The 21747-nt window shown below is 62.6% G+C and carries 19 protein-coding genes; 9 read left to right on the top strand and 10 right to left on the bottom strand.

Going from position 1 to position 21747, the window contains the following annotated elements; all coding sequences use genetic code 11:
- Window positions 1-69 precede the first annotated feature (69 nt).
- From ACI5KX_RS02100 to ACI5KX_RS02080, 5 genes are all read right to left on the bottom strand, one after another.
- Window positions 70-3603 carry an efflux RND transporter permease subunit gene (locus ACI5KX_RS02100; protein WP_406809025.1) on the bottom strand — a complete coding sequence of 1178 codons (3534 nt, stop codon included), beginning with the start codon at window positions 3601-3603 and terminating at the stop codon, window positions 70-72.
- Window positions 3604-3651: 48 nt separating this feature from the next.
- Window positions 3652-4884, bottom strand: coding sequence for an efflux RND transporter periplasmic adaptor subunit (locus ACI5KX_RS02095; protein ID WP_406809024.1), 1233 nt, complete (start codon window positions 4882-4884; stop codon window positions 3652-3654).
- 268 nt (window positions 4885-5152) lie between these two features.
- On the bottom strand, window positions 5153-5434 hold the full coding sequence (locus ACI5KX_RS02090; protein ID WP_406809023.1) for a GlsB/YeaQ/YmgE family stress response membrane protein: 282 nt from the start codon (window positions 5432-5434) through the stop codon (window positions 5153-5155).
- Window positions 5435-5578: 144 nt separating this feature from the next.
- Window positions 5579-5878: a DUF1153 domain-containing protein gene (locus ACI5KX_RS02085; protein ID WP_406809022.1), complete on the bottom strand. Its 300-nt coding sequence runs from the start codon at window positions 5876-5878 to the stop codon at window positions 5579-5581.
- Window positions 5878-6258 (bottom strand): hypothetical protein, encoded by a 381-nt coding sequence (locus ACI5KX_RS02080; RefSeq protein ID WP_406809021.1) that lies wholly within the window; start codon window positions 6256-6258, stop codon window positions 5878-5880. The genes ACI5KX_RS02085 and ACI5KX_RS02080 overlap by 1 nt, the downstream gene beginning before the upstream one ends.
- 174 nt (window positions 6259-6432) lie before the next feature.
- Here ACI5KX_RS02080 and mnmA point away from each other — a divergent pair, with 174 nt between their 5' ends.
- The gene (gene mnmA, locus ACI5KX_RS02075; protein ID WP_406811301.1) at window positions 6433-7617 is read left to right on the top strand and encodes a tRNA 2-thiouridine(34) synthase MnmA; all 1185 of its coding nucleotides are present in this window, start codon (window positions 6433-6435) and stop codon (window positions 7615-7617) included.
- A gap of 10 nt (window positions 7618-7627) precedes the next feature.
- Window positions 7628-8560, top strand: a complete 933-nt coding sequence (locus tag ACI5KX_RS02070; RefSeq protein ID WP_406809020.1) for a GDP-L-fucose synthase family protein — start codon at window positions 7628-7630, stop codon at window positions 8558-8560.
- On the opposite strand, the gene ACI5KX_RS02065 is transcribed toward ACI5KX_RS02070, so the two are convergent.
- Entirely contained in the window at window positions 8561-8905 is a 345-nt protein-coding gene (locus tag ACI5KX_RS02065) for a hypothetical protein (protein WP_406809019.1), read from the bottom strand.
- 38 nt (window positions 8906-8943) lie between these two features.
- Between ACI5KX_RS02065 and ACI5KX_RS02060 the strand changes: the two genes are divergently transcribed.
- Window positions 8944-10089, top strand: a complete 1146-nt coding sequence (locus ACI5KX_RS02060) for a serine hydrolase domain-containing protein (protein WP_406809018.1) — start codon at window positions 8944-8946, stop codon at window positions 10087-10089.
- On the opposite strand, the gene ACI5KX_RS02055 is transcribed toward ACI5KX_RS02060, so the two are convergent.
- Window positions 10074-10877, bottom strand: coding sequence for a PhzF family phenazine biosynthesis protein (locus ACI5KX_RS02055; protein ID WP_406809017.1), 804 nt, complete (start codon window positions 10875-10877; stop codon window positions 10074-10076). The two genes, ACI5KX_RS02060 and ACI5KX_RS02055, sit on opposite strands and share 16 nt — an antisense overlap.
- A 10-nt stretch (window positions 10878-10887) precedes the next feature.
- On the bottom strand, window positions 10888-11541 hold the full coding sequence (gene pdxH / locus ACI5KX_RS02050; RefSeq protein ID WP_406809016.1) for a pyridoxamine 5'-phosphate oxidase: 654 nt from the start codon (window positions 11539-11541) through the stop codon (window positions 10888-10890).
- Between the two features lie 118 nt (window positions 11542-11659).
- Between pdxH and ACI5KX_RS02045 the strand changes: the two genes are divergently transcribed.
- Genes ACI5KX_RS02045 through fabI form a run of 3 tightly spaced genes read left to right on the top strand, consistent with a single transcriptional unit; the run spans window position 11660 to window position 14546 of the window.
- Window positions 11660-12646, top strand: coding sequence for a DnaJ C-terminal domain-containing protein (locus tag ACI5KX_RS02045; RefSeq protein WP_406809015.1), 987 nt, complete (start codon window positions 11660-11662; stop codon window positions 12644-12646).
- 20 nt (window positions 12647-12666) lie between these two features.
- On the top strand, window positions 12667-13746 hold the full coding sequence (locus tag ACI5KX_RS02040; RefSeq protein WP_406809014.1) for a YihY/virulence factor BrkB family protein: 1080 nt from the start codon (window positions 12667-12669) through the stop codon (window positions 13744-13746).
- Window positions 13743-14546 (top strand): enoyl-ACP reductase FabI, encoded by an 804-nt coding sequence (fabI, locus tag ACI5KX_RS02035; protein WP_406809013.1) that lies wholly within the window; start codon window positions 13743-13745, stop codon window positions 14544-14546. Before ACI5KX_RS02040 ends, fabI begins: the two co-directional genes overlap by 4 nt.
- Before the next feature lie 9 nt (window positions 14547-14555).
- Here the strand turns inward: fabI and ACI5KX_RS02030 are convergent, their stop codons facing one another.
- The gene (locus ACI5KX_RS02030; protein ID WP_406809012.1) at window positions 14556-15866 is read right to left on the bottom strand and encodes a UDP-glucose dehydrogenase family protein; all 1311 of its coding nucleotides are present in this window, start codon (window positions 15864-15866) and stop codon (window positions 14556-14558) included.
- 90 nt (window positions 15867-15956) lie between these two features.
- Window positions 15957-17015: a GDP-mannose 4,6-dehydratase gene (gene gmd / locus ACI5KX_RS02025; RefSeq protein WP_406809011.1), complete on the bottom strand. Its 1059-nt coding sequence runs from the start codon at window positions 17013-17015 to the stop codon at window positions 15957-15959.
- A gap of 373 nt (window positions 17016-17388) precedes the next feature.
- On the opposite strand from gmd, the gene ACI5KX_RS02020 reads away from it, so the two are divergent.
- Genes ACI5KX_RS02020 through ACI5KX_RS02010 form a run of 3 tightly spaced genes read left to right on the top strand, consistent with a single transcriptional unit; the run spans window position 17389 to window position 21731 of the window.
- Window positions 17389-18744, top strand: coding sequence for an O-antigen ligase family protein (locus tag ACI5KX_RS02020; protein ID WP_406809010.1), 1356 nt, complete (start codon window positions 17389-17391; stop codon window positions 18742-18744).
- A gap of 49 nt (window positions 18745-18793) precedes the next feature.
- The gene (locus tag ACI5KX_RS02015) at window positions 18794-19507 is read left to right on the top strand and encodes a polysaccharide biosynthesis/export family protein (RefSeq protein WP_406809009.1); all 714 of its coding nucleotides are present in this window, start codon (window positions 18794-18796) and stop codon (window positions 19505-19507) included.
- Window positions 19508-19538: 31 nt separating this feature from the next.
- Window positions 19539-21731 carry a GumC family protein gene (locus ACI5KX_RS02010; RefSeq protein ID WP_406809008.1) on the top strand — a complete coding sequence of 731 codons (2193 nt, stop codon included), beginning with the start codon at window positions 19539-19541 and terminating at the stop codon, window positions 21729-21731.
- The last annotated feature ends 16 nt before the right edge of the window (window positions 21732-21747 follow it).

Genomic DNA, 21747 nt, shown 5'->3' with positions numbered 1-21747 from the left:
GAACAGGACGCGCCGAAGCCATACGCGCCCTATCTGCCCGAAAAAAAGTGCGACGTCACCCTAACAGGTTCACTCCGCAGGTTCGGCGCCGGGAGGAAGCCGCGTTGCCGGAACCGCAGCACCGGAAGGACCTCCGGGAAACGGCACGTCGGGAGAGGGATCGCGTTCGGGCGGCGAATGCGGCTTGCTGTCGTCGCCCGGCTTGTAGGTGAGCATCCGCTCGCGCAGCCACGGGCCGATGCGCCGTTCGAACCCGTCGGCAAGGCTGAAGCCCGCCGGCACGATGATGAGCGTCAGCAGCGTGGACATGATCAGCCCGCCGATCACGACGATGCCCATCGGCTGGCGCCACGCGCCGTCGCCGGAAAGCGAGATCGCGGTCGGGACCATGCCCGCCGTCATCGCCACCGTCGTCATCACGATCGGCTGCGCACGCTTGTGCCCGGCCTCCATGATGGCATCCAGCTTGCGCGTTCCTCTGGCCATTTCCTCGATCGCGAAGTCGATCAGCAGGATCGAGTTCTTCGAGACGATCCCGAGCAGCAGCAGGATACCGATGTAAACCGGCATCGATTGCGCCATGCCTACCAGCCAGATCAAAAGGATTCCGCCCAGCGGTGCGAGCGCGAGCGAGGTCATGTTGACCAGCGGGCTCATCAATCGCTTGTAGAGCAGCACCAGGCAGGCAAAAACCAGCAGCACGCCAGCGATGATGGCGATGATCAGGTTCTGGATCAGCTCCTGCTGCCACTGGTCCTCGCCCACCACGTCGCGGATCACGCCGGTGGGCAGGTTCTGGAGGATCGGAAGCTGGTCGATCTCGGCCTGCGCCTCGCCTTTGATCACGCCCGAGGCGAGGTCCGCCCCCACAAGCACGCGGCGATTCTGGTTGTAGCGCTGGATCGCGGTCGGGCCCGAGCCGAAGCTGATTTCGGCCACGCGGCTGAGAGGCACGGTGCCGCCGCTCGAAGTCTGCACCGGCAGGTTCTCGATCGTGGTCATGTCGCTGCGCGCATCCTCGGACAGCTTCACCCTGATCGGGATCTGCCGGTCCGAAAGCGAGAAGCGCGCCGCGTTCTGTTCGATCTCGCCAAGCGTCGCGATGCGGATCGTCTGGCTCAGCGAGGCCGTGGTAACGCCTAGCTCGGCAGCGATCTCCTCGCGCGGGGTGATGATGATCTCGGGGCGGTTGAGGTCGGCGCTGATGCGCGGGGCGACGATCTTGTCGATGCCCTTCATCTGCTCGACCAGCGTAGCTGCCGTCTCGTCCAGCAGTTGCGGATTGGAGCCGGCCAGCATGATGGTGAGGTCGCGACCCGAGCCGAAGCCGCCGCTCTGCGAACGGAAGCGCACTCGGGCGTCGGGAATGTTCGCGAGCACAGGAGCGAGCTCGCGCTCGAACTCGATCGATGTGCGTTCGCGATCGTCCTTGAGCTTGACGAAGATCGTCGAGTTGCCGACCCGGATGCGCTGCATCATGCGCTCGACTTCGGGCTCGCCCTCAAGAATTGCGTAAACCCGGTCCGAAACCACCTTGGTCGTCTCGAGCGTGGTGCCAGGCACCATCTCGATCTCGACTGCCGAATTTTCGTCGTCGATCGTGGGCTGGAACGCGGGCGGGATCTGCCCGAACAGCAGGATCGTGACCAGCAGCGAGAACCAGCCGACACCGAGCATCCAGACACGGTGATCGTAAAAGCGCGCGGTCAGATACTTTGCCGATTGACCGAAACGACCGCCGATTTTCGTGAGCAGCTCTATGATCTTGAAGAGTGCCCAGCCTGCGACAAAGGCGATGATCGAAACGAACAGCAGAATGACAATGTCGAAAATCTTCGACATCAGGAAGAACGACGTGCTGTTGGAATCGCTCGAAATCGCTTCGCCGGCCCGCTGGGGTATATCGAACTGCCCGATGACACCGGAAGCGCCAAACATGGCGAAACCCGTCGCGCCCAGAAGCGCAAAAACGACGAGCAGCATCGAAATCACATAGAGGAAACGCGAGCGTGGACCGGGCAATCCCTCACGCCGGGCATTCAGCTTGCCGCGGTTGAGCGTCCATCCGAGCACCGCCATGTAACGGTCCATCATCGGACCTTCGCCGTGCTTGGCGTGGCCTTTCGCGGACAGGAAATAGGCCGCCATCAACGGCGTTATCATGCGCGCCACGGCGAGCGACATCAGCACCGCGACCACCACGGTGAGGCCGAAGTTCTGGAAGAACTGGCCGGAAATGCCCGGCATCAGGCCGACCGGCAGGAACACCGCGACGATACAGAAGCTGGTCGCGACGACCGGCAAGCCGATCTCGTCGGCGGCATCGATACTCGCCTGATAGGCTGTCTTGCCCATGCGCATGTGTCTGACGATGTTCTCGATCTCCACGATCGCGTCATCGACCAGAACCCCGGCAACGAGACCGAGCGCGAGCAGCGAGAGGAAGTTGAGGTTGAACCCGAGCAGATCCATGAACCAGAAGGTCGGGATAGCCGAGAGCGGGATCGCAACCGCGCTGATGAAGGTGGCGCGCCAGTCGCGCAGGAACAGAAACACGATCACCACTGCAAGCAGCGCACCCTCGACCAGCGCCTCGATCGAGCTCTTGTACTGGCTGTCGGTGTAGGTCGTGCTGGTGAACATCTTCACGAAGCGGATCCCGTCGGTTTCCTCCTCGATCTTGTCCATCTCTGCGAGTGCGGCCTCGTACACTGCGAGGTCCGAAGCGCCGCGCGCTCGATTCATGTAGAAATTGACGACTTCGCGGTCGCCGATCTCGCTGATCGAGGTTCGCTCGGCAAATCCATCGCGGACGGTTGCGACATCGGCGAGACGGATCGTGCGCCCGCCGCCCAGCTGGATCTGGCGCTGCGAGAGCTCGTAAGCACTGTCATCGTTACCGAGCACGCGAAGCGACTGGCGAGTGCCCCCGACTTCGGCGAGGCCACCGGCGGCGTTGATGTTCGACACCCGCAGGACCTGGTTGATCTGCGACGCGGTAACGCCAAGCGCCTGCATCTTGGCCGGGTCGAGGATCACCTCGATCTCGCGGTCGACGCCGCCGAACCGCCCGACTTCGGCCATCCCTTCGATTTTCAGGAGCCGCTTGGAAACGGTGTCGTCAATGAACCAGCTGAGCTGTTCGATCGTCATGTCGTCGGCCTCGACCGCGATATAGCCGATCGCGTCCCCGGCCACGTTGACCTTTTGCACGCGCGGTTCGAGGATTCCGTCGGGCAGGCTTCCTCGCACGCTGGCGATTGCGGTTTCAACTTCGTTGACCGCTTCGATGATGTCGGTGCCGACTTCGAATTCGACGAAGGTCTGCGAGTTGCCTTCGCTCGCGGTCGACTGGATCGAGTTCACACCATTGATCGAGCGAAGCGCGCTTTCGACCCGTTGGGTGATCTGGTTCTCGATTTCGGTCGGAGCCGCGCCCGGCTGCGAAATGTTGACGATGACCGCAGGGAATTCGACGTCGGGATTATTGGTGACGTCCATGCGCATGAAGCTGACGATCCCGGCGAATAGCAGCGCGGTGAAGAACACCAGCGGAATCACCGGATTGCGGATCGACCAGGCCGAAATATTTCTGAAATTCATGGAATTCTGCCTGTTGTATGCGTCGGGCGCCTGTCTGCGCGGTTACTCTCAGTTACGGGCGGATGCGGTTTCGGATGCTTCGGCTTGCGGTTCTGCGCCTTCGCGGCGTGGCTTCACCGTCTCGCCGGGGTTGAGGAAGCCGCCCGCGCGCAGCACGATCTGTTCATTGCCCGACAGGCCATCGGTGATTGCGATGCCCTGCGGCGTCACCATGCCGGTGGTCACGGCGCGGCGGGTCGCCTTGTTGTCCTCGCTCACGACGTAAACGAAACTGCCGTCTTCGTCGGCCAGAACCGCGCTTTCGGGCAGCACTGTCGCGGTCAGCGTGCCGCTGTTGATCCTGGCGGTAGCGAAACCGCCGGGGCGTAGTTCGGGAGCGTAGGACAAGGCGATACGCGCGGTGCCCTGGCGGCTCTGCGGATCGATCACCGGTGAAAGCTGCCATACCTGACCTTCGAAGCTCTTATCCGTACCGGTCGGTATGACAGTCGCGCGGACACCCTGCGATAGCCTCGCGAGCTGGGTCTCGCCCACCTGTGCGAGCATTTCCATCTCGCCGCCGCGAGCGATCAGGAACAGCGCGGACGTGCCGCCGCTGACGGTCTGACCGGGCTCGACGTTACGCTCGAGGACGTAGCCGGAGGCGGGGGCGACGACACTGAGCCGTGCGTTGCGGGCACGAAGTTCCGCGAGCTGCGCTTCGGCAACCCTTACACGGGCGACAGCGGAATCGCGCGTCGCGGTCAGGCGGTCGACATCGGCCTTCGATACGAAGCCGCGCTCCACGAGCTGCAGCGCGCGATCGAGATTGGCCTGGGCAAGCTGCGCGTCGGCCTTTGCGACTTCGATCTGCGCTGCCTGCGCCGCCGCCTGTTGGTTCTGGACCGACCGATCGATCACGGCGAGGACCTGGCCTTGCCCGACCCAGTCGCCGGCATCGACGGTTACGGCGACCACACGGCCACCCTCGCCGACCACGCCGACCGGCATTTCGCGCCGCGCGGCAAGTGTGCCAGGCACCTCGATCACCCCGTTGATGGTGGTCGTACCGGGAGCGATCACGGTCACCACCGGCGCCTGCTCATTGTCATCGCCCGGACCTGCCGGGGACCCTCCGGCGAAGGCGAAATAGGCAGCGATGGCAAGCAGCAGAGCGAACAGGATTATCCCGCCAATCAGGATCGTTCGGGTCCTGCCCGACATCGGCTCGCGACCCGAAGTCGCGATATCGGCGGGCACGCTGTCGGCTGCCTCTGCCTGGATTGTAGTCTCGTAATTCATTGCCGTTCGCCTCTTGCAGGGCAGTCTGAAGCGCCGGATTGGCTTACCCCCTGCGCACGGTGAAGTGTATTACCGATATAAGTCACCAAGTGCAATAGGTCTTAGGCGCGCTCTTTTGCGGGCGCAATCCGGGCTTCGACTGACGACTTTGAGCCTAGACGAAGGGCGAGCGCGAAATGTTTGCTCCCGGATTTGAAAGGGGCGGCGCGGGATCGCACCCGCACCGCCCCATGACGTTTTCAAGATCCCGGGAGCTTGGTTCGGCCGATCAGCGAACCTTGCCGCGCTGGATGAGATTCAGCACGCCCAGCAGCACCACGGCGCCGATCAACGCGGAAATGATGCCCATGATATCGGGCGGCCAGCCGCCGATCGTTCCGCTACCGAGAACGAACGAGAACACCGAATTGCCGATGAACGATCCGACGATCCCGACCACGACGTTCCAGAACTTGCCCATCTGAGCATCGCGATTCATCACGAGGCTGGCGAGCCATCCGATGATCCCGCCCATGATGATGAACCAGATAAATCCGAGGATTGCAGACATTTGGTTTTCTCCCCTTGGCCCGCGCGCTGCGCATTCTCTTGCGCAGATCCCAACGCGAACAGGCGGATAGGGCTAAAGCAAAAGCGCCGCAGTTTGAAGCTGCGGTGCCCGATTTATTCGATTTTGTGAAAGCGCCCGGGCGCGTCAGTATTTGAGCTGGCGCTCGTAAAGGTCGCGATAGTGCTGGATGCGGGTGACGCGCAGGCCCTGCATGCCCGACCGGTCGACCGCACGTTGCCAGGAGGCGAATTCCTCGAGCGTCAGGCTGTAACGCTCGAGCACCTCGTCGATAGTCAGCAAACCGCCATTCACCGCAGCGACCACTTCGGCCTTGCGGCGGACGACCCAGCGCTTCGTGTTGGGCGAAGGAAGGTCATCAAGCGTCAGCGGCTCGCCGAGCGGGCCGATCACTTGTGCCGGGCGGATGTCCTGGTTTTCAATCATCAATCGTCTCTCGCATCGCTTTGTGCGGCGTCGCCAGTCGCCTGACTGGCTATGCCACTCGAAGCTTTGCCCTGCTCTAAAGCATCAAGGTTAACGGGTCGTTCCTCTGTTTCGAGCGCCCGGAAATAGGTTGCTGCGGCATCGCCGAAGCTGGCCGCACCGCCATCGATGTTCAGGCGTGAATCGCGCCGCATAAGCAGCCGCAGGTCGCGCGCAGCGTTGAGGCGCGCGGTCACCTCGTTCCACTCGAGCGCGCGCAACGCACCACCACCCTGCGCGGGCGCAGCTTCGGCATTGCCGATCAGCAACTCGCCGTCGCCGAGATCGGCAAATCCTTCAGCGCCGAACTCGCGAATTGTGGGTATGGCCTTCTCGAACATGCACTCGGCTATAGGGCGAGGTCGTCAAGAACCGGTAAAACGGTCATTTACCCGATGTTAGGGATAGCCCGGCCCGGAAATGCAGGGTTCGCGAAACCTTTCGGGGGCGCAGAAGCGCCGTTTCGCAGGGTACTGGCGAAACCGCCGGCATCGGACTATATGGCCCCGCATCCCATGGACACGCTGACATCTTCCACGGCCAGCCCTACCTTCGGGCTCGATACCGCCGCTTTGTTCGACCTTCCGCGCCCGGCGAAGGATTGCCGCATCGTGGTCGCGATGAGTGGCGGGGTCGATTCGTCAGTCGTGGCCGCGCTGGCGCACGACACCGGCGCGGAAGTAATCGGCATCACCCTCCAGCTCTACGACTACGGCGCCGCAACCGGACGCAAGGGCGCGTGCTGCGCGGGCGACGACATCGCCGATGCGCGCGCGGTCGCCGACCGACTCGGAATCGCGCATTACGTGTTCGACCACGAAAGCGCATTTCGCGAAGATGTGGTCGAGCAGTTCGCCGACGAATATCTCGCCGGCCGCACGCCGGTCCCCTGCATCCGCTGCAATATGGGGCCGAAGTTCACCGACCTGTTCCGCATGGCGCGCGAGCTCGGCGCAGATTGCCTTGCGACCGGGCATTATGTCCGCCGGGTCGAAACCCGGGACGGCGCGCATTTGTACCGCGCGCTCGATCCGACCCGCGACCAGTCCTACTTCCTTTATGCGACCACGCAGGAACAGCTGGATTACATTCGCTTCCCGCTCGGCGGCCTGCCCAAGACCAAGGTACGCGAGCTTGCCGAGGTGGCGAGCCTGCGCAACGCGATGAAGCCCGACAGTCAGGACATCTGCTTCGTCCCTGACGGCAATTACGCCAAGATCGTCACCAAGATGCGCCCCGAAGGCGGGGTGCCTGGCGCGATCGTCCATGCCGAAACCGGCGATGTGCTCGGCGAGCACAAGGGCATCGTCCACTACACGGTCGGGCAGCGAAAGGGCCTCGAGATCGGCGGCCAGCCCGAACCGCTCTACGTCATCGGCCTCGACGCAGCGGCGCGCGAAGTCCGCGTCGGCCCCAGGCGGCTGCTGGCGGTCGAAAGCGCTGAGGTGATCGAGACCAACCGCATCGGCGAACTGGGCGACGAACCGCTCACCGCCAAGGTCCGCAGCCTGGCGAAGCCGGTGCCGGTCACTCTCGAAGGTCCGCTGGGTGACGGTGCGACCACCCGCATCCGCTTCACGACGCCCGAATACGGGGTCGCGCCCGGACAGGCGGCAGTGATCTATGCCGGGGAGCGCGTCGTAGGCGGCGGTTGGATCGATAGCACTCACTCTGTTGCGCAGAGCGAAGGCGCGGCCTAGGGCGCAGCCGATGTACGACCTTTCGGGCAAGCGGGTATATGTCGCCGGGCATCGCGGCATGGTGGGCGGCGCGATCGTCCGTCAGCTCGAATCGCGCGGAATCGAAGTGCTCACCGCCCCGCGCGAAGTCGATCTGCGCGAACAGGCGGCGGTGCGCGAATGGTTCGGGGCCAACCGCCCCGATGTCGTGATCGTTGCGGCGGCCAAAGTTGGCGGGATCCTTGCCAATGACAGTTATCCTGCCGAGTTTCTCTACGACAATCTGATGATCGAGGCGAACCTGATCGAAGCCTCGCACCGCACCGATGTCGGCAAGCTGCTGTTCCTGGGTTCCTCCTGCATCTATCCCAAACTGGCACCCCAGCCGATCCCCGAGGACGCGCTGCTGACCGGCCCGCTCGAGCCTACCAATGAATGGTATGCGATCGCCAAGATCGCGGGGATCAAGCTGTGCCAGGCCTATCGCCGCCAGTATGGCCGCGACTTCATCAGCGCGATGCCGACCAATCTCTATGGTCCCGGCGACAATTTCGACCTGCAATCCTCGCACGTCCTCCCCGCCCTGATCCGCAAGGCGCACGAGGCCAAGCTTGAGGGCGCCGACAGCATCACGATCTGGGGAAGCGGGACACCGCGCCGCGAATTCCTGCATGTCGACGACCTTGCCGCCGGGTGCCTGTTCCTGCTCGAGAACTATTCGGGCGAGGAGCACGTCAATCTCGGCTCGGGGACCGATCTCACGATCAACGAACTGGTCGAGACGGTGTGCAAGGTGGTGGGATTCGAAGGCGCGATCGAGCGCGACACGTCGAAGCCCGATGGTACGCCGCGCAAGCTGATGGACGGGTCGAAAATCGCGGCGATGGGCTGGAAACCGACCATCGGCCTCGAGGAAGGCATCGCCGATGCCTATCGCTGGTTTCTCGACAACGTGTCGGCCTGATCAGCCCTCCCACTTCTCCAGCACGCAGCCATAGCCCTCGCGATAAGTCGCGGTGGTGCTGGTGACGAGCGGGAAACGGGCGGTCACGCTCCTGGCCTCGACATCGTCGACCAAAGTGACAAGCTCCATCCCGTCGAGCTTGTCCTTCTCGCAATCTTCCATGCTGCGCCCCGCGACGAAGCGGCACGAGCAAGTCACCCGCGCGCCATAGGCGGTGCCGACTTCGGCATAGCCGGTGATCGGCTCCCGGTAGGAATAGAGCGCCGCCCCTGCGCCGATTACGACGAGAAGCAGGAGCCACAGACCGATACGGGATGAAGTGCGACGAGCGGATGATTTTGCCATTGCGCTTGGCCTATCCTCGCGCAATTGAGAGCGCAATCATGGATCGCATCCCGTATCTCCGTTTCGCCGCGCCCGCTGCTCTTGCCGTTGCCCTCGGCGGCTGTGGAGGCGCACTGCCCAATGTCCCGGCCCCGCTGACAGACGAGGCACTCGCCGCCGTGACCGACAGGGCTGGCGCGCCGAAGGACCAGCTTGCGCGCGCCGTGGACGAGTTGTTCACCAAGGAGGGTCTCGGCGAAACCCGCGCTTTGGTGCTGATGGCCGATGGCGAACTGGCCGCCGAACGCTACGGGACAGGCTACGATAAGGACACGCGCTTCCTGAGTTGGTCGGTGGCCAAGACCGTGACAGCCGTGATGATCGGCATGCTCGTCGCCGACGGAAAACTCGCGCTGGACGACCCTGCGCCGATTGCGATGTGGCAACGTCCCGGCGATCCGCGCGCCGAGATCACCCTCCGGCACCTGCTCCAGATGCGCAGCGGATTGCGTCACTCGGAAGATGGCGATCCACCCTACGACACATTGAGGACTCGCATGCTGTTTCTCGACGGGCGCGACGACATGGCGCGCTGGGCAAAGGAGCAGCCGCTGGAAGCAGAGCCGGGAGCGGAATTCGAGTACTCGTCCAACACCACAGTCATCCTCGCCGATCTGGCAGCGCGCGCGCTGACTTCGAGTGAAGATCCCGATGCGCGCCGCGCGGCGGTCGATAGCTTTCTGCACGAACGGCTGTTCGACCCTCTCGGCATGGATTCGATGGTGCTCGAATACGACGCCTCGGGAACGCTGATCGGCGGAAGCTTCATGCACGCAACCGCGCGCGACTGGGCGAAATTCGGCGAGTTCATGCGGCGCGGCGGGCGCTCCCCGGCGGGCGAGCAGCTGGTGCCGAGCCGCTGGATCGAGGCGATGACCACGCCGAGCCCCACGGCAGAGCAATACGGGTTCCAGACATGGCTCAACCGTCCGTTCGGATCGAAGGGCGCGGAGGAACGGCACCCGCTATTCCCCGACCGCGCGCCGCACAGCCTGTTTTCGCTGATCGGACACATGGGCCAGTATGTGCTGGTCTCACCCGAGCAGCGCCTGACGCTGGTACGGCTCGGCCAATCCGCCTCGGCAGAGCGCCCGCCGATGTTGCAGGAAGCCGCCGACGTGCTGGCGCTTTATCCGGTCAGGTAGAACGAACCCTCGACCACCGTCACGCACGGCCCGCCGAGCCATGCGCGGTCGCCTTCGAGCCGCATCGTCAGGTCGCCGCCCCTTGCACTCGCCTGGTGCGCCGTCATCTCTGACTTGCCCAGACGCTCCGACCAGAACGGAGCGAGAGCAGCGTGCGCCGAACCGGTGACGCTGTCTTCGGGGACGCCCCAGGCGGGGACGAACACCCGGCTTACGGCATCGTGATCGTCGCCCGGTGCAGTGCAGATCGCCATCAGGTCGATCTTTCCCAGTGCCGTCATGTCCGGCGCAAGCGCGCGTATCTCGTCCTCGTCCTTCATCAGCACGATCGCAGTCTGCTCGGCGCCTTCATAGGAAAGGAAAGTCTCCCCCCGGAATCCGAGTGCGGCGAGCAGGTCCGGCTGCGACGATGGTTCGACTCTCGTGATCGGCAGCGCCAGTTCATAGGCGTCACCCTTGCGCACCACTTCGAGCACGCCCGCTTTGCGGGTGCGGAAAGTAACCCGCTCCCCGCCGTCGCGCGTCAGCAACACATGCCCGCTCGCGAGCGTCGCATGGCCGCACAGGGCGACCTCGTCGGTCGGGGTGAACCACCGCAATTCCCAGTCCGCCCCACCGCTTTCATCGCGCACGACGAAGGCGGTTTCGGCGAAGTTGTTCTCCTCGCCGATGGCCTGCAGCACATCGTCGGGCAGCCACTCGTCGAGCACCAGGACCGCCGCCTGGTTGCCGCCGAAAGGTGCGCTCGCGAAGGCATCGACATGCCAATAGGGAATGGTTTTCGTCATGGGTTCGGCCTCAAGGATATAGCAGCGTATCGGTCCACCCCAGCGCGTCGCCGGCACCCTCCAGGGTGAACAGACGCCGGTCGTGTAGCCGGTTGTCGCGATCCATCCAGAATTCGATTCTTTCGGGCCGCAAAGTGAAACCTGTCCAATGCGGCGGGCGGGGCACTTCGCCCGCCTCTTCGTGCTCTTCCCACAGCGCCTTCACCCGGTCGATATAGTCCTGCCGCCGCTCGAGCGGGCGCGACTGGTCGCTTGCCGCGCTGCCGACCTGGCTCTTGTAGGGGCGCGAATGGAAATAGGCATCGGCGCGCTGGGGCGAGACTTCGACCAGCGGACCCTCGATGCGGATCTGGCGGCGCAGGCTCTTCCAGTGGAACAGCAGCGCAGCCTGCATGTTGGCGCGGATTTCCCCGCCCTTGCGGCTGCCGGCATTGGTGAAGAACGTGAAACCGCCTTCCTCCGCCCCATGGCCCTTGAGCAGCACCATCCGGACCGACGGAGCTCCGCCGGGCGTGGCGGTCGCCAGCGCCATGGCATTGGGATCGTTCGGCTCGCTTGCTTTGGCGGCTTCGAACCATTCGTCGAACAGCGCGAAAGGGTCCGCTCCCTCGGGGATGGTGCTGTCGGCGAGTTGCGCGGCGTCGAGATCGGTAGGTCGGGTCATCGGCTCTGGTTAGACGTCTGGCGGCGCTGAGGAAAGCGGCGTCTTGGTTAACTGCAGATGCACCCAAAAAGCGCATGCCCGCTTGCGCGCGCGCACTGTCTCACCTAGCTAACACGCGATGGGCGATCCTTACAAAACCCTGGGTGTTGCGCGCAATGCGTCCGAAAAGGACATCAAGAGCGCTTATCGTAAGCTCGCCAAGGAGCTGCACCCGGACCGCAACAAGGACAATCCGCAGGCGGCCGAGAAGTTCTCGGACGCCACCAAGGCCTATGATCTCTTGTCGGACAAGGACAAACGCGCGCAGTTCGATCGCGGCGAGATCGATGCCGAGGGTAATCCGCTCAATCCGTTCGCAGGGATGGGCGGCGGGTTCGGCCGCGGCGGACATCCCGGCGGAAGGCCGGGCGGCGGTTTCCGCGATCCCGAGTTCGGCGGCTTTTCGGCGGAGGAAATGGATCTCGGCGACCTGTTCGAAGGGCTGTTCGGTGGCGGTCGCACGCGCGCTTCGGGCAATGGCGGCAGGCGCGGCTTTGGTCAGCGTCCACCCCCGCCGCCCAAGAAGCGCGGCGCCGACATCCAGTACCGGCTGGCCGTGCCCTTCGTCGATGCCGCCTCGGGCCGCGATCAGCGCATCACGCTGGCCGACGGCAAGGCAATCAACCTGAAGCTTCCCGGCGGGGTCGAAGACGGCACGCAGATGCGGCTCAAGGACAAGGGCCATCCCGGACCGGGCGGCCACGGCGACGGGATCGTCGTCGTCGAAGTTGGCACCCACCCCTTCTTCAGGCGTGATGGCGATAACATCCGCATGGATCTGCCGATCACGCTCGACGAGGCTGTGCGCGGCGCAAAGGTCAAATGCCCCACCGTCGATGGTCCGGTGATGCTGACGATCAAGCCGGGCACCAATGGCGGCACGGTGATGCGGCTCGCGGGCAAGGGCTGGACGAAAAAGGGCGGCAAGACGAAGGACGGCAAGCCCGAACGCGGCGACCAGCTCGTCACTCTTGAGATCCAGCTCCCCGACGATCTCGAAGCGCTCGACGAACGGCTCGGCGACTGGGTCGACACCGCAAGGCCGCGCGAGAAGTTCGGCCTATAGTGGCCGGACCGTACCGCTGAATGGTCGTTCCGACGAACCTTCCCCCACCGAACGAGCGCGAAGTGCGCTCGCTCTCCCCCGAAGCGCGCAGGCACCGTCACGAGAGCGACGAAGCGGCGCGATTTGGGCTGGTCTCGGACCCTGCCGCACCGCGCAAGCTTCCGCGCTGGCGCGCGTTGCTGGCGGTAATTGCCGGTCCGGTCGGGCCCGGCACGCGCACGTTCGAAGTGCTCAAGCGGACCGCCTACGGCACATACAACGATGGTTTCATCCATGCCGGCAACCTGGCCTATCTTTCCATGCTGGCGATCTTCCCGTTCTTCATCCTCGGGGCCGCAGCGTTCGAACTGGTCGGCGGCCGCGAGCGCGCGACCGAGATCGTCGGCGCAGTGTTGCTCACGATGCCGCCCACCGTTTCGCGCGTGATCGAACCGGTAGCCGAGGACGTGATGCTCGCCCGCGAAGGCTGGCTGCTCTGGCTCGGGGCGGCGGTCGGGCTGTGGACCGTATCGAGCCTGATCGAGACAATCCGCGATATCCTACGCCGCGCCTATGGCACCAAGGCGGCGCATGCATTCTGGAAATACCGGCTGCTTTCGGCGGGGCTGATCCTCGCGGCGGTCGTCTTGCTGATGGCATCGCTCCTGGCGCAGGTCGTCATCGGGACCGCGCAGCAGGTTATCGACGCTCAGCTTCCACAACTATCGGCAGCGATCAACACCCTGCGGCTGTCGCGGATCGTACCGGTGTTCGGTGTCACGCTTTCGCTCTACCTGCTATTCTACACCCTGACTCCCGGCGAATACCGCGCCAAAGCCTATCCCAAGTGGCCCGGCGCGCTGTTCACCGCGCTGTGGTGGCTCGGCGTCACCGGCGCGTTGCCGATGGTGCTGCGCCAGTTCTTCACCTACAACCTGACCTATGGCAGCCTTGCCGGGATCATGATCGCCCTGTTCTTTTTCTGGCTCGTCGGGCTCGGGCTGGTTGTCGGGGCGGAATTGAACGCTGCGTTGGCGGAGCCGGAAGCCGACGAGAACCCCGAGGAAGCGCGGGATGATCTGGACTTCAGCGGCGAGACAAATGAGGAGAATGGCGTATGAGCGCTCTGATGAAAGGCAAACGCGGGCTGATCATGGGGCTTGCGAATGACAAGTCGCTGGCTTGGGGCATTGCCAAACAGCTGGCCGAACACGGAGCGGATCTGGCGTTTTCCTATCAGGGCGAGGCGCTCGCGAAGCGCGTGAAACCGCTGGCCGAACAGCTGGGCAGCGATTTTACCTTCGAATGCGACGTATCCGACATGGCCTCGCTCGATACCGCCTTTGCCACGCTCAAGGAGCGCTGGGACACGATCGACTTCGTCGTCCACGCGATCGGCTTTTCCGACAAGAACGAGCTGCGCGGGAAATATGTCGACACCAGTCTCGACAACTTCCTGATGACGATGAACATCTCGGCCTATTCGTTCGTCGCCGTGACCAAGCGCGCGGCGGAGATGATGCCGAATGGCGGTTCGATCCTCACGCTTACTTATTACGGTGCCGAAAAGGTGATGCCGCATTACAATGTGATGGGCGTTGCCAAGGCGGCGCTGGAAACCAGCGTGAAATATCTCGCCAATGATCTCGGGCCGCAGGGCATCCGCGTCAACGCGATCAGCGCCGGACCGGTCAAGACCCTGGCGGCGAGCGGGATCGGCGATTTCCGCTATATCCTCAAATGGAACGAGCTGAACGCACCACTGCGTCGGACGATCACGATCGACGATGTCGGCGGATCGGGGCTCTATTTCCTGTCCGATTTGTCATCCGGCGTTACCGGCGAAACCCATCACGTCGATGCGGGCTATCACACGGTCGGGATGAAGCAGCCCGACGCACCGGATATTGCACTGTCGTAGCACAACTGATCACACCCGGCCGATGCTAGAATATTCGAAGCCCTGCGCGCGAACGTCTTCGGGCAGGTAGATGTTGCGCAGGTCGACCAGCACCGGAGCCTTCGCCGTCGTCTTGACCTTGGCAAGGTCGAGCGCGCGGAAGGCGTCCCACTCGGTCACGATCACGGTTGCATCGGCACCTTCGATCGCTTCGTAGGGATCGCCGCACATGGTCACGAATGGCATCAGCGGCTTTGCGAGTTCCATGCCTTCGGGATCGTAGGCGGCAACCTCGACTCCGGCATCGTGCAATGTTTGTGCGACCGCGATCGCCGGGCTGTCGCGCATATCGTCGGTGTTGGGCTTGAAGGTCAGGCCCAGCAGCGCGACCTTCTTGCCGCGCGCGGCTTCCATGCCGCCGAGTGCGTCGACAACCTTGCGACCCATCGCGCGCTTGCGGCTTTCGTTGACCTTGACCACCGCTTCGACGATTCGCGTCGGGCTGTCGTAATCCTCGGCGGTCTTGAGCAGCGCGAGCGTATCCTTGGGGAAGCACGAGCCGCCATAGCCGGGCCCGGCGTGGAGGAATTTCGCGCCGATGCGTCCGTCCATCCCGATCCCGCGCGACACGTCCTGCACGTCCGCGCCGACCTTTTCGCACAGGTCGGCCATCTCGTTGATGAAAGTGATCTTGGTCGCGAGGAACGCGTTGGCGGCGTATTTGATCAGCTCGCTGGTGCGACGTGAAGTGAACAGGATCGGCGATTCGTTGAGGAACAGCGGGCGATAGACTTCGCGCATGATCTCGCGGCCAAAATCGTCCTCGGCCCCGATCACGATGCGGTCGGGGCGCTTGAAATCGGCGATCGCCGCACCTTCACGCAGGAATTCGGGGTTGGAGACCACCGAGACCTTATGGCTCGTTCCGGTGTCGGCGATGATCCGCTCGACTTCGTCGCCGGTGCCGACAGGGACGGTCGATTTGGTGACAACCACAGCGTCATTGGCGAGATTTTCGCCCACTTCCTTCGCCACGGCATAGACGAACGACAAATCCGCGTGTCCATCGCCCCGGCGGCTCGGCGTGCCGACAGCGATGAAGATCGCATTGGCGTCCTTGATTCCTTCGGCAAGCGACGTCGTGAAGCTGAGGCGTCCGGCCTTCACATTGCTTTCGACCAGCGCATCGAGCCCCGGTTCGTAGATCGGCATGATTCCGTCGTGCAGGCGGTCGATCTTGCTCTGATCCTTGTCGATGCAGACCACGTCGTGGCCGAAATCGGCGAAGCAAGCGCCCGAGACGAGGCCGACATAGCCCGAGCCAACCATTGCGATTTTCATGTCTCAAATCCCATTACGATCTCGAAAAAACTGGCGCGGCGGCGGTGGCTTTCTCAATACCCCGGCAGGAAGATCCAACCGGTCGAAAGATCAGGAGTCCTTGGCAATCGGTGCCTCCTTCATGACCTCGAGGTCGGCCTCGGCCATGGTTCGCGCGAGCTCGCGCGGGCCCATTTTATAGCTCCAGCCAAGTTTTTCCTTCGCCTTGGTCGGATCCCCGATCAGCAAGTCGACTTCGGTCGGGCGGAAATAGCGGGGATCGACCTCGACGAGGACCTTGCCGGTTTTCGCGCACAGGCCTGTTTCCTCGACGCCCTCGCCTTGGAATTCGAGCGGCAGACCGACATCCTCGAACACCCAGCTGACGAAATCACGCACCTGCGTGGTGATGCCGGTCGCGAGAACGTAATCGTCGGGCTCGTCCTGTTGGGTCATCAGCCACATACCCTCGACATATTCCGCGGCATGCCCCCAGTCGCGCTTGGCATCGAGGTTGCCGAGATAAAGCTTGTCCTGCCGGCCGAGCGAAATCGCCGCCGCGCCGCGGGTGATCTTGCGCGTGACGAAGGTCTCGCCGCGCAGCGGGCTTTCATGGTTGAAGAGGATGCCGTTGGAAGCGTGCATCCCATAGGCCTCGCGGTAGTTCACCGTGATCCAGTAGGCATAGAGTTTCGCCGCGGCGTAGGGGCTGCGCGGATAGAACGGTGTCGTCTCGGACTGCGGTACCTCCTGGGCGAGGCCATAGAGCTCCGAAGTCGATGCCTGGTAGAACCGGGTCGTCTTTTCCATGCCGAGGATACGAATCGCCTCGAGCAGTCTCAGCGCACCGACAGCGTCGGCATTGGCGGTGTATTCGGGCGTCTCGAAACTGACGGCAACGTGGCTTTGCGCAGCGAGGTTGTAGATTTCGTGCGGCTGCACTTCCTGGACGATCCTGATCAAGTTCGTCGCATCGGTCATGTCGCCGTAATGCAGGATCAGCCGCGGATCGGGCTCGTGCGGGTCTTCGTAAAGATGTTCGATGCGACCGGTGTTGAAGGACGACGAGCGCCGTTTGACGCCATGAACTTCGTATCCCTTATCGAGCAGAAGCGATGCCAGATAGGCACCGTCCTGACCCGTAACACCTGTGATGAGCGCCCGTTTCATTGTATCCCTCTTGAAAGCTTGGTCGTTTGCTTGGGCGCAATAAACATGGGTTGGGAAACAGCAAGGCCCGATTACGAATGAGGTCCACAAGAGATAGCGATCCGGGCCAGCGCTAGCCCTAAGGATTGTTGAGAAGAAACCCAGCTAACCCCACCGGCGATTTCAGCAATTGCTCAATCTGCCCGAATTCCTTGCTTGAAATCAAAACCCTGTCCGCTCGGCAGACAAGTCGCACGCACGGCCTAGGGCCGCGTCGATAACTCGATCGATCTCGTTTTTTGCATTGTTGACTGTAGTCGATCGGACTGGCTACGAGGCGCGACAATTGAAAGATGAGATCTTGCGTATCCAAACATCAGATTTTCGACGCTTGGTGGAGCCGCTCGAGCAGCGTTCCATCAAATTCTGGTTGCTTGCCGGCTTCCTCACCCTGGTCTTCCTGACCGGTGGCGGCTCGCGCATGGACATACAATCGCTGTTGATCTTGCGCCCGGTAGCGATCGTTTTCTGCGTGATCGCAGCCTATGGTCTTTTGCGCGAGGACATTGCCGGACACAAGGGGCTGATCACGCTTTTCGCGGCCACATTCGGGCTGGTCGCGCTGCACCTCGTCCCGCTACCCCCAGCGGTCTGGCAGAACCTCCCCGGGCGCGAGATCGTGGCCGAGATCGACCAGACGGCCGGCCTCGGGCAGGTCTGGCGGCCGCTCAGCCTCGCCCCGAGCCACACGTGGAACGCGCTCTATTCGCTGTTTGTCCCGCTCGCCGTGCTCCTTCTCGCAGTCCAGCTGAAGCGTGACGACAAGCAGGCTTTGGTCCCGCTATTGCTCCTGTTCGGCCTGCTGACGACGCTGCTCAGCGTCGTGCAGCTGGCAGGCGATCCGAGAGGCGCTGCGTATCTCTACGACATCACCAATCCCGGAATGGCCGTGGGCTTTTTTGCCAATCGCAACCACCAGGCGGTGTTCCTTGCGACGCTGATGCCGATGATGGCCGCGCTTGTCGCGGGCCAGCAACAATGGATCAGGCGCTGGGTTCCGCTGCTCGCATGCGGTGCTTTCGTGCTACCTGCGATCCTGGTGACGGGCTCTCGCGCAGGATTGATCGTGGCCGCCATCGGAGCGGTGGCGGCGGTCGCGGTCCAGCGGCGGTCGAGCTGGCGCGAGGAACTCGGCCTATCGAGCGGCCGCCGGGCTATCCCGCTCGCCATCGGCGCAGTCGGCATCGCTTCCCTGATGGCCGTGACGATCATTCTTTCGCGCGCGGAAGCGCTGCGGCGTCTGCTCGACGATGATTTGACGACCGACCTGAGAGCCCGGACCTTCGGCTTGCTCGTTGACGAGACCTGGCGGTATTTCCCGTTCGGCACGGGCGCGGGAACATTCGATCCGGTCTATCGCGTTGTCGAGCCGCAGGAGTTGCTCAGCCCCTATTACTTCAACCACGCCCACAATGACTTTCTCGAAACCCTGTTAACGTTCGGTTTGCCGGGCGCGCTCCTTTTACTCGGGGCCGCGATATGGGCAGCCCAGCTTGCCCTCAGGGCGAGAGCAGACAAGCAACTGGAAATGTCGCACAAGTCCTATGCATTGGCGGGCGGTGTTACATTATTGCTTCTTGCGCTGGGGAGTCTTGCAGACTACCCGCTGCGGGTGCCCTTCCTGATGTGCGTCCTTATTGTCGCATTCGTGATGCTAGAAGAGCACGCGCGAGGAGGAGGTCACAACTGATTTTCTCACGCAATTTCTTTGGTTATTCGCCCAGTACAGCAGGTTTTTGATGTCCTTCCGTGTATTCGCCATTGCGCTGTTACTCTTGTCGGGTTGCGCCACCGGATCCCCGCGGGTTGGCGGCGATCCTTCGATCACTCTCATCCAGGAAGGCGCTCTGCCGACCCCTGTGAGCAAGCTGGGCGATCAGGGCGAACCCACATATGTTCTTGGCGCACGCGACATCCTGATCGTCGATGTCTTCGGAATAGAATTCCTTACCGAGCGCGAGTTCGCAATCGATGACGGCGGACGGCTATCCATACCGCTTGCCGGACCGGTAATTGCTGCCGGGCTTTCCCCGACCGAGCTCGAGAGTCTCGTGCGCGCGCGCCTGATGGAGAACAACGTTCGCGACCCCAGGGTCACGATCAACGTCAAGGAAGCCGTCAGCCAGATCTTCACCGTCGAAGGGGAGGTCGAGGAGCCGGGCATGTATTCGGTTGCGGGACAGATGACCCTGCTGCGGGCCATCGCCAAAGCGAACGGAACGGGGGAATTCGCCAAGCTCCAGGAGGTCGTTGTGTTCCGCGAGATCGATGGCCAGCGATACGCCGCTCTGTATGATCTCAAGGCGATCAGAGCCGGAAACTATGCAGACCCCAATATCTATGCCAATGACGTCGTCGTCGTAGGGGACTCGAACGCGCGCCGGCTGTTTAAGGACTTCCTGCAAATCCTGCCGCTCGTGACGACCCCGATCGTCATTGCATTCCAGCGCTAAGCACGGCCCAAACTGGTCTGATAGGTCGCAAATGTTCGAAGACAAGATTGAATATGTCCCCCAGGCTCCGACTGACGGTTCGGCTGCCGATCAGAACGCCACGTTCCTGCATTACTGGCAGCTTGCCAAACAGAGGCGCCTGCTGATCGTCGTGGTGGTCGGCACGGCATTGATCGCCGGCATTCTGATCACCTTGCTGTCGACACCGCAATATACGGCGACATCCCGGATCGAAATCAGCCGCGAGGAAAAGCGCGTCACAAACGTGCAATCCGTCGATGGCGTCGATGGCGGCCAGAACAACGAATTCTACCAGACGCAATATGCCTTGCTGAATGCCCGGTCGCTAGCCGAACGGGTCTCACAAGAGCTCCAGCTTCCGACCAGCGATGCCTTTTTCGAAGCGCATGGCGAGGTTCCGGATGACCGGCGCTTTTCGTTCTTCGAGGAAGGCAGGCCGCTGACGGCCGTACAGCGGCAAATGCGCCAGCGCCAGGTGCTCGAACTACTCGAGGATCATATCGACATCGCGCCGGTGCGCGGATCGGCTCTGGTCGATGTCAGCTATTCGAGCGCGGATCCGGTTCTTTCCGAGCAGGTCGCCAACACCTGGGCCTCTCAATTCATCGCTGCAAAAATGGATCGCCGCTTCGACTCGTCCGTGGACGCCCGCAGATTCTTGGAGGAACGTCTGGTCGAGCTGAAATCGCGGCTCAACGAATCCGAGCGCGAATTGGTCAATTACGCGCGCCAAAAGGGAATCGTGATTCTTACACAATCGGCACGCGCGCGCGGCCAAGTACAGGGTGAGCGTACACTTGTTGAAGCAGATCTGGAGTCACTAAATACAGAGCTTGCAGAGGCAACCGCGGCCCGGATCGAAGCGGAAAGCCGCGCGGGCAATGTCAATGCGGGCAACGCATCTCGCGAAGCGCTGGAAAGTTCGGTCCTTGCAAGGCTGCGCGAGAAACGCGCCGAAGTGGCTGGCGAGTTGCGACGTCTCCTGGTCCAGTTCGACGAAGGCTATCCGCCCGCTCAGGCGTTGGAGGCCGAGCTCCGTGTGCTTGATGCCGATATCGCCCGCGAGGAAGCCCGGATCGTACAGAGCCGCCAGAACGCCCTGCGCGAGGCCACCCGCCGCGAAGGGCGGCTCAAGCAGCAGGTTAACGAGCTGAAAGCGGATCTCGGTGTACAGCAATCCGACAGCATTCGCTACAATATCCTGCTGCGCGAGGTCGACACAAACCGACAGCTTTACGACGCACTGCTGCAGCGCTTCAAGGAAATCGGCGTGGCCGGCGTCGGCGCCAACAATATCGCGGTCGTGGACACCGCTCAAGTCCCGGTTGAACCATCCTCGCCGAGCCTCCCGCTCAATCTCGCCATCGCATTTGTGCTGGGTCTCGGCCTGTCGGCTGGCCTAGTGCTGGTTTTTGACCAGCTCGACCAGAGCCTGCACGAGCCGGATGAAGTGGCCCGCCTGCTTCAACTTCCACTGCTTGGCAGCATCCCGATTGAAAAGGCCGAGGACGTCGTCGAGGAGTTGGGCGACCCCAAGACCTCGTTGTCCGAAGCTTATATCAGCGTCTACACCAATCTTGCGCTCGCAAGCGAAAAGGGTGTGCCCGATGCCTTCATGACTACCAGCACGAGGGCGGCCGAAGGCAAGAGTACCTCAAGCTTCGCGTTGGCGATAATGTTGAGCCGGACGGGCAAGAAGGTAGCCCTGGTCGATGCCGACATGCGCTCGGCATCGTTGCATGAGTTCCTGGGCCTGTCGAACGACATGGGCCTAAGTACATTTCTGTCGGGCAACGACACGTGCGAAAACCTGCTGCGCAAAACTCATATCGAAGGGATAACCTTGCTGCCCGCAGGGCCGCAACCTCCAAACCCGGCCGAACTGCTGAGCGGATCGCGGCTCGCTGACATGGTCAAGACGCTTCTTGGCAGCTACGACCATGTCCTAATTGATGCACCGCCGGTGCTCGGCCTGGCCGATGCCCCGCTGATCAGCAAATCGGTTGGCGGCGTTATCTACGTGGCCGAAGCGAACGGCGCCTCAGTGAAGGGTATTCGCGCGGCGGTACAGCGTCTTAAGGACGTACGGGCACCTCTGCTCGGGGTCATCCTTTCGAAGGTCGCTCCCACCGGATCGGAGACCTACGGTTATGGATATGGCTTCGCTTACGGCAGGACAGACGAAACTCAGTCGAAGTCATAGGATCGGATGGGCTGAA

This window comes from Erythrobacter sp. GH1-10 (assembly GCF_045363165.1).
Taxonomy (GTDB): domain Bacteria; phylum Pseudomonadota; class Alphaproteobacteria; order Sphingomonadales; family Sphingomonadaceae; genus Erythrobacter.
This window is presented reverse-complemented; position numbering and strand designations above follow the sequence as displayed.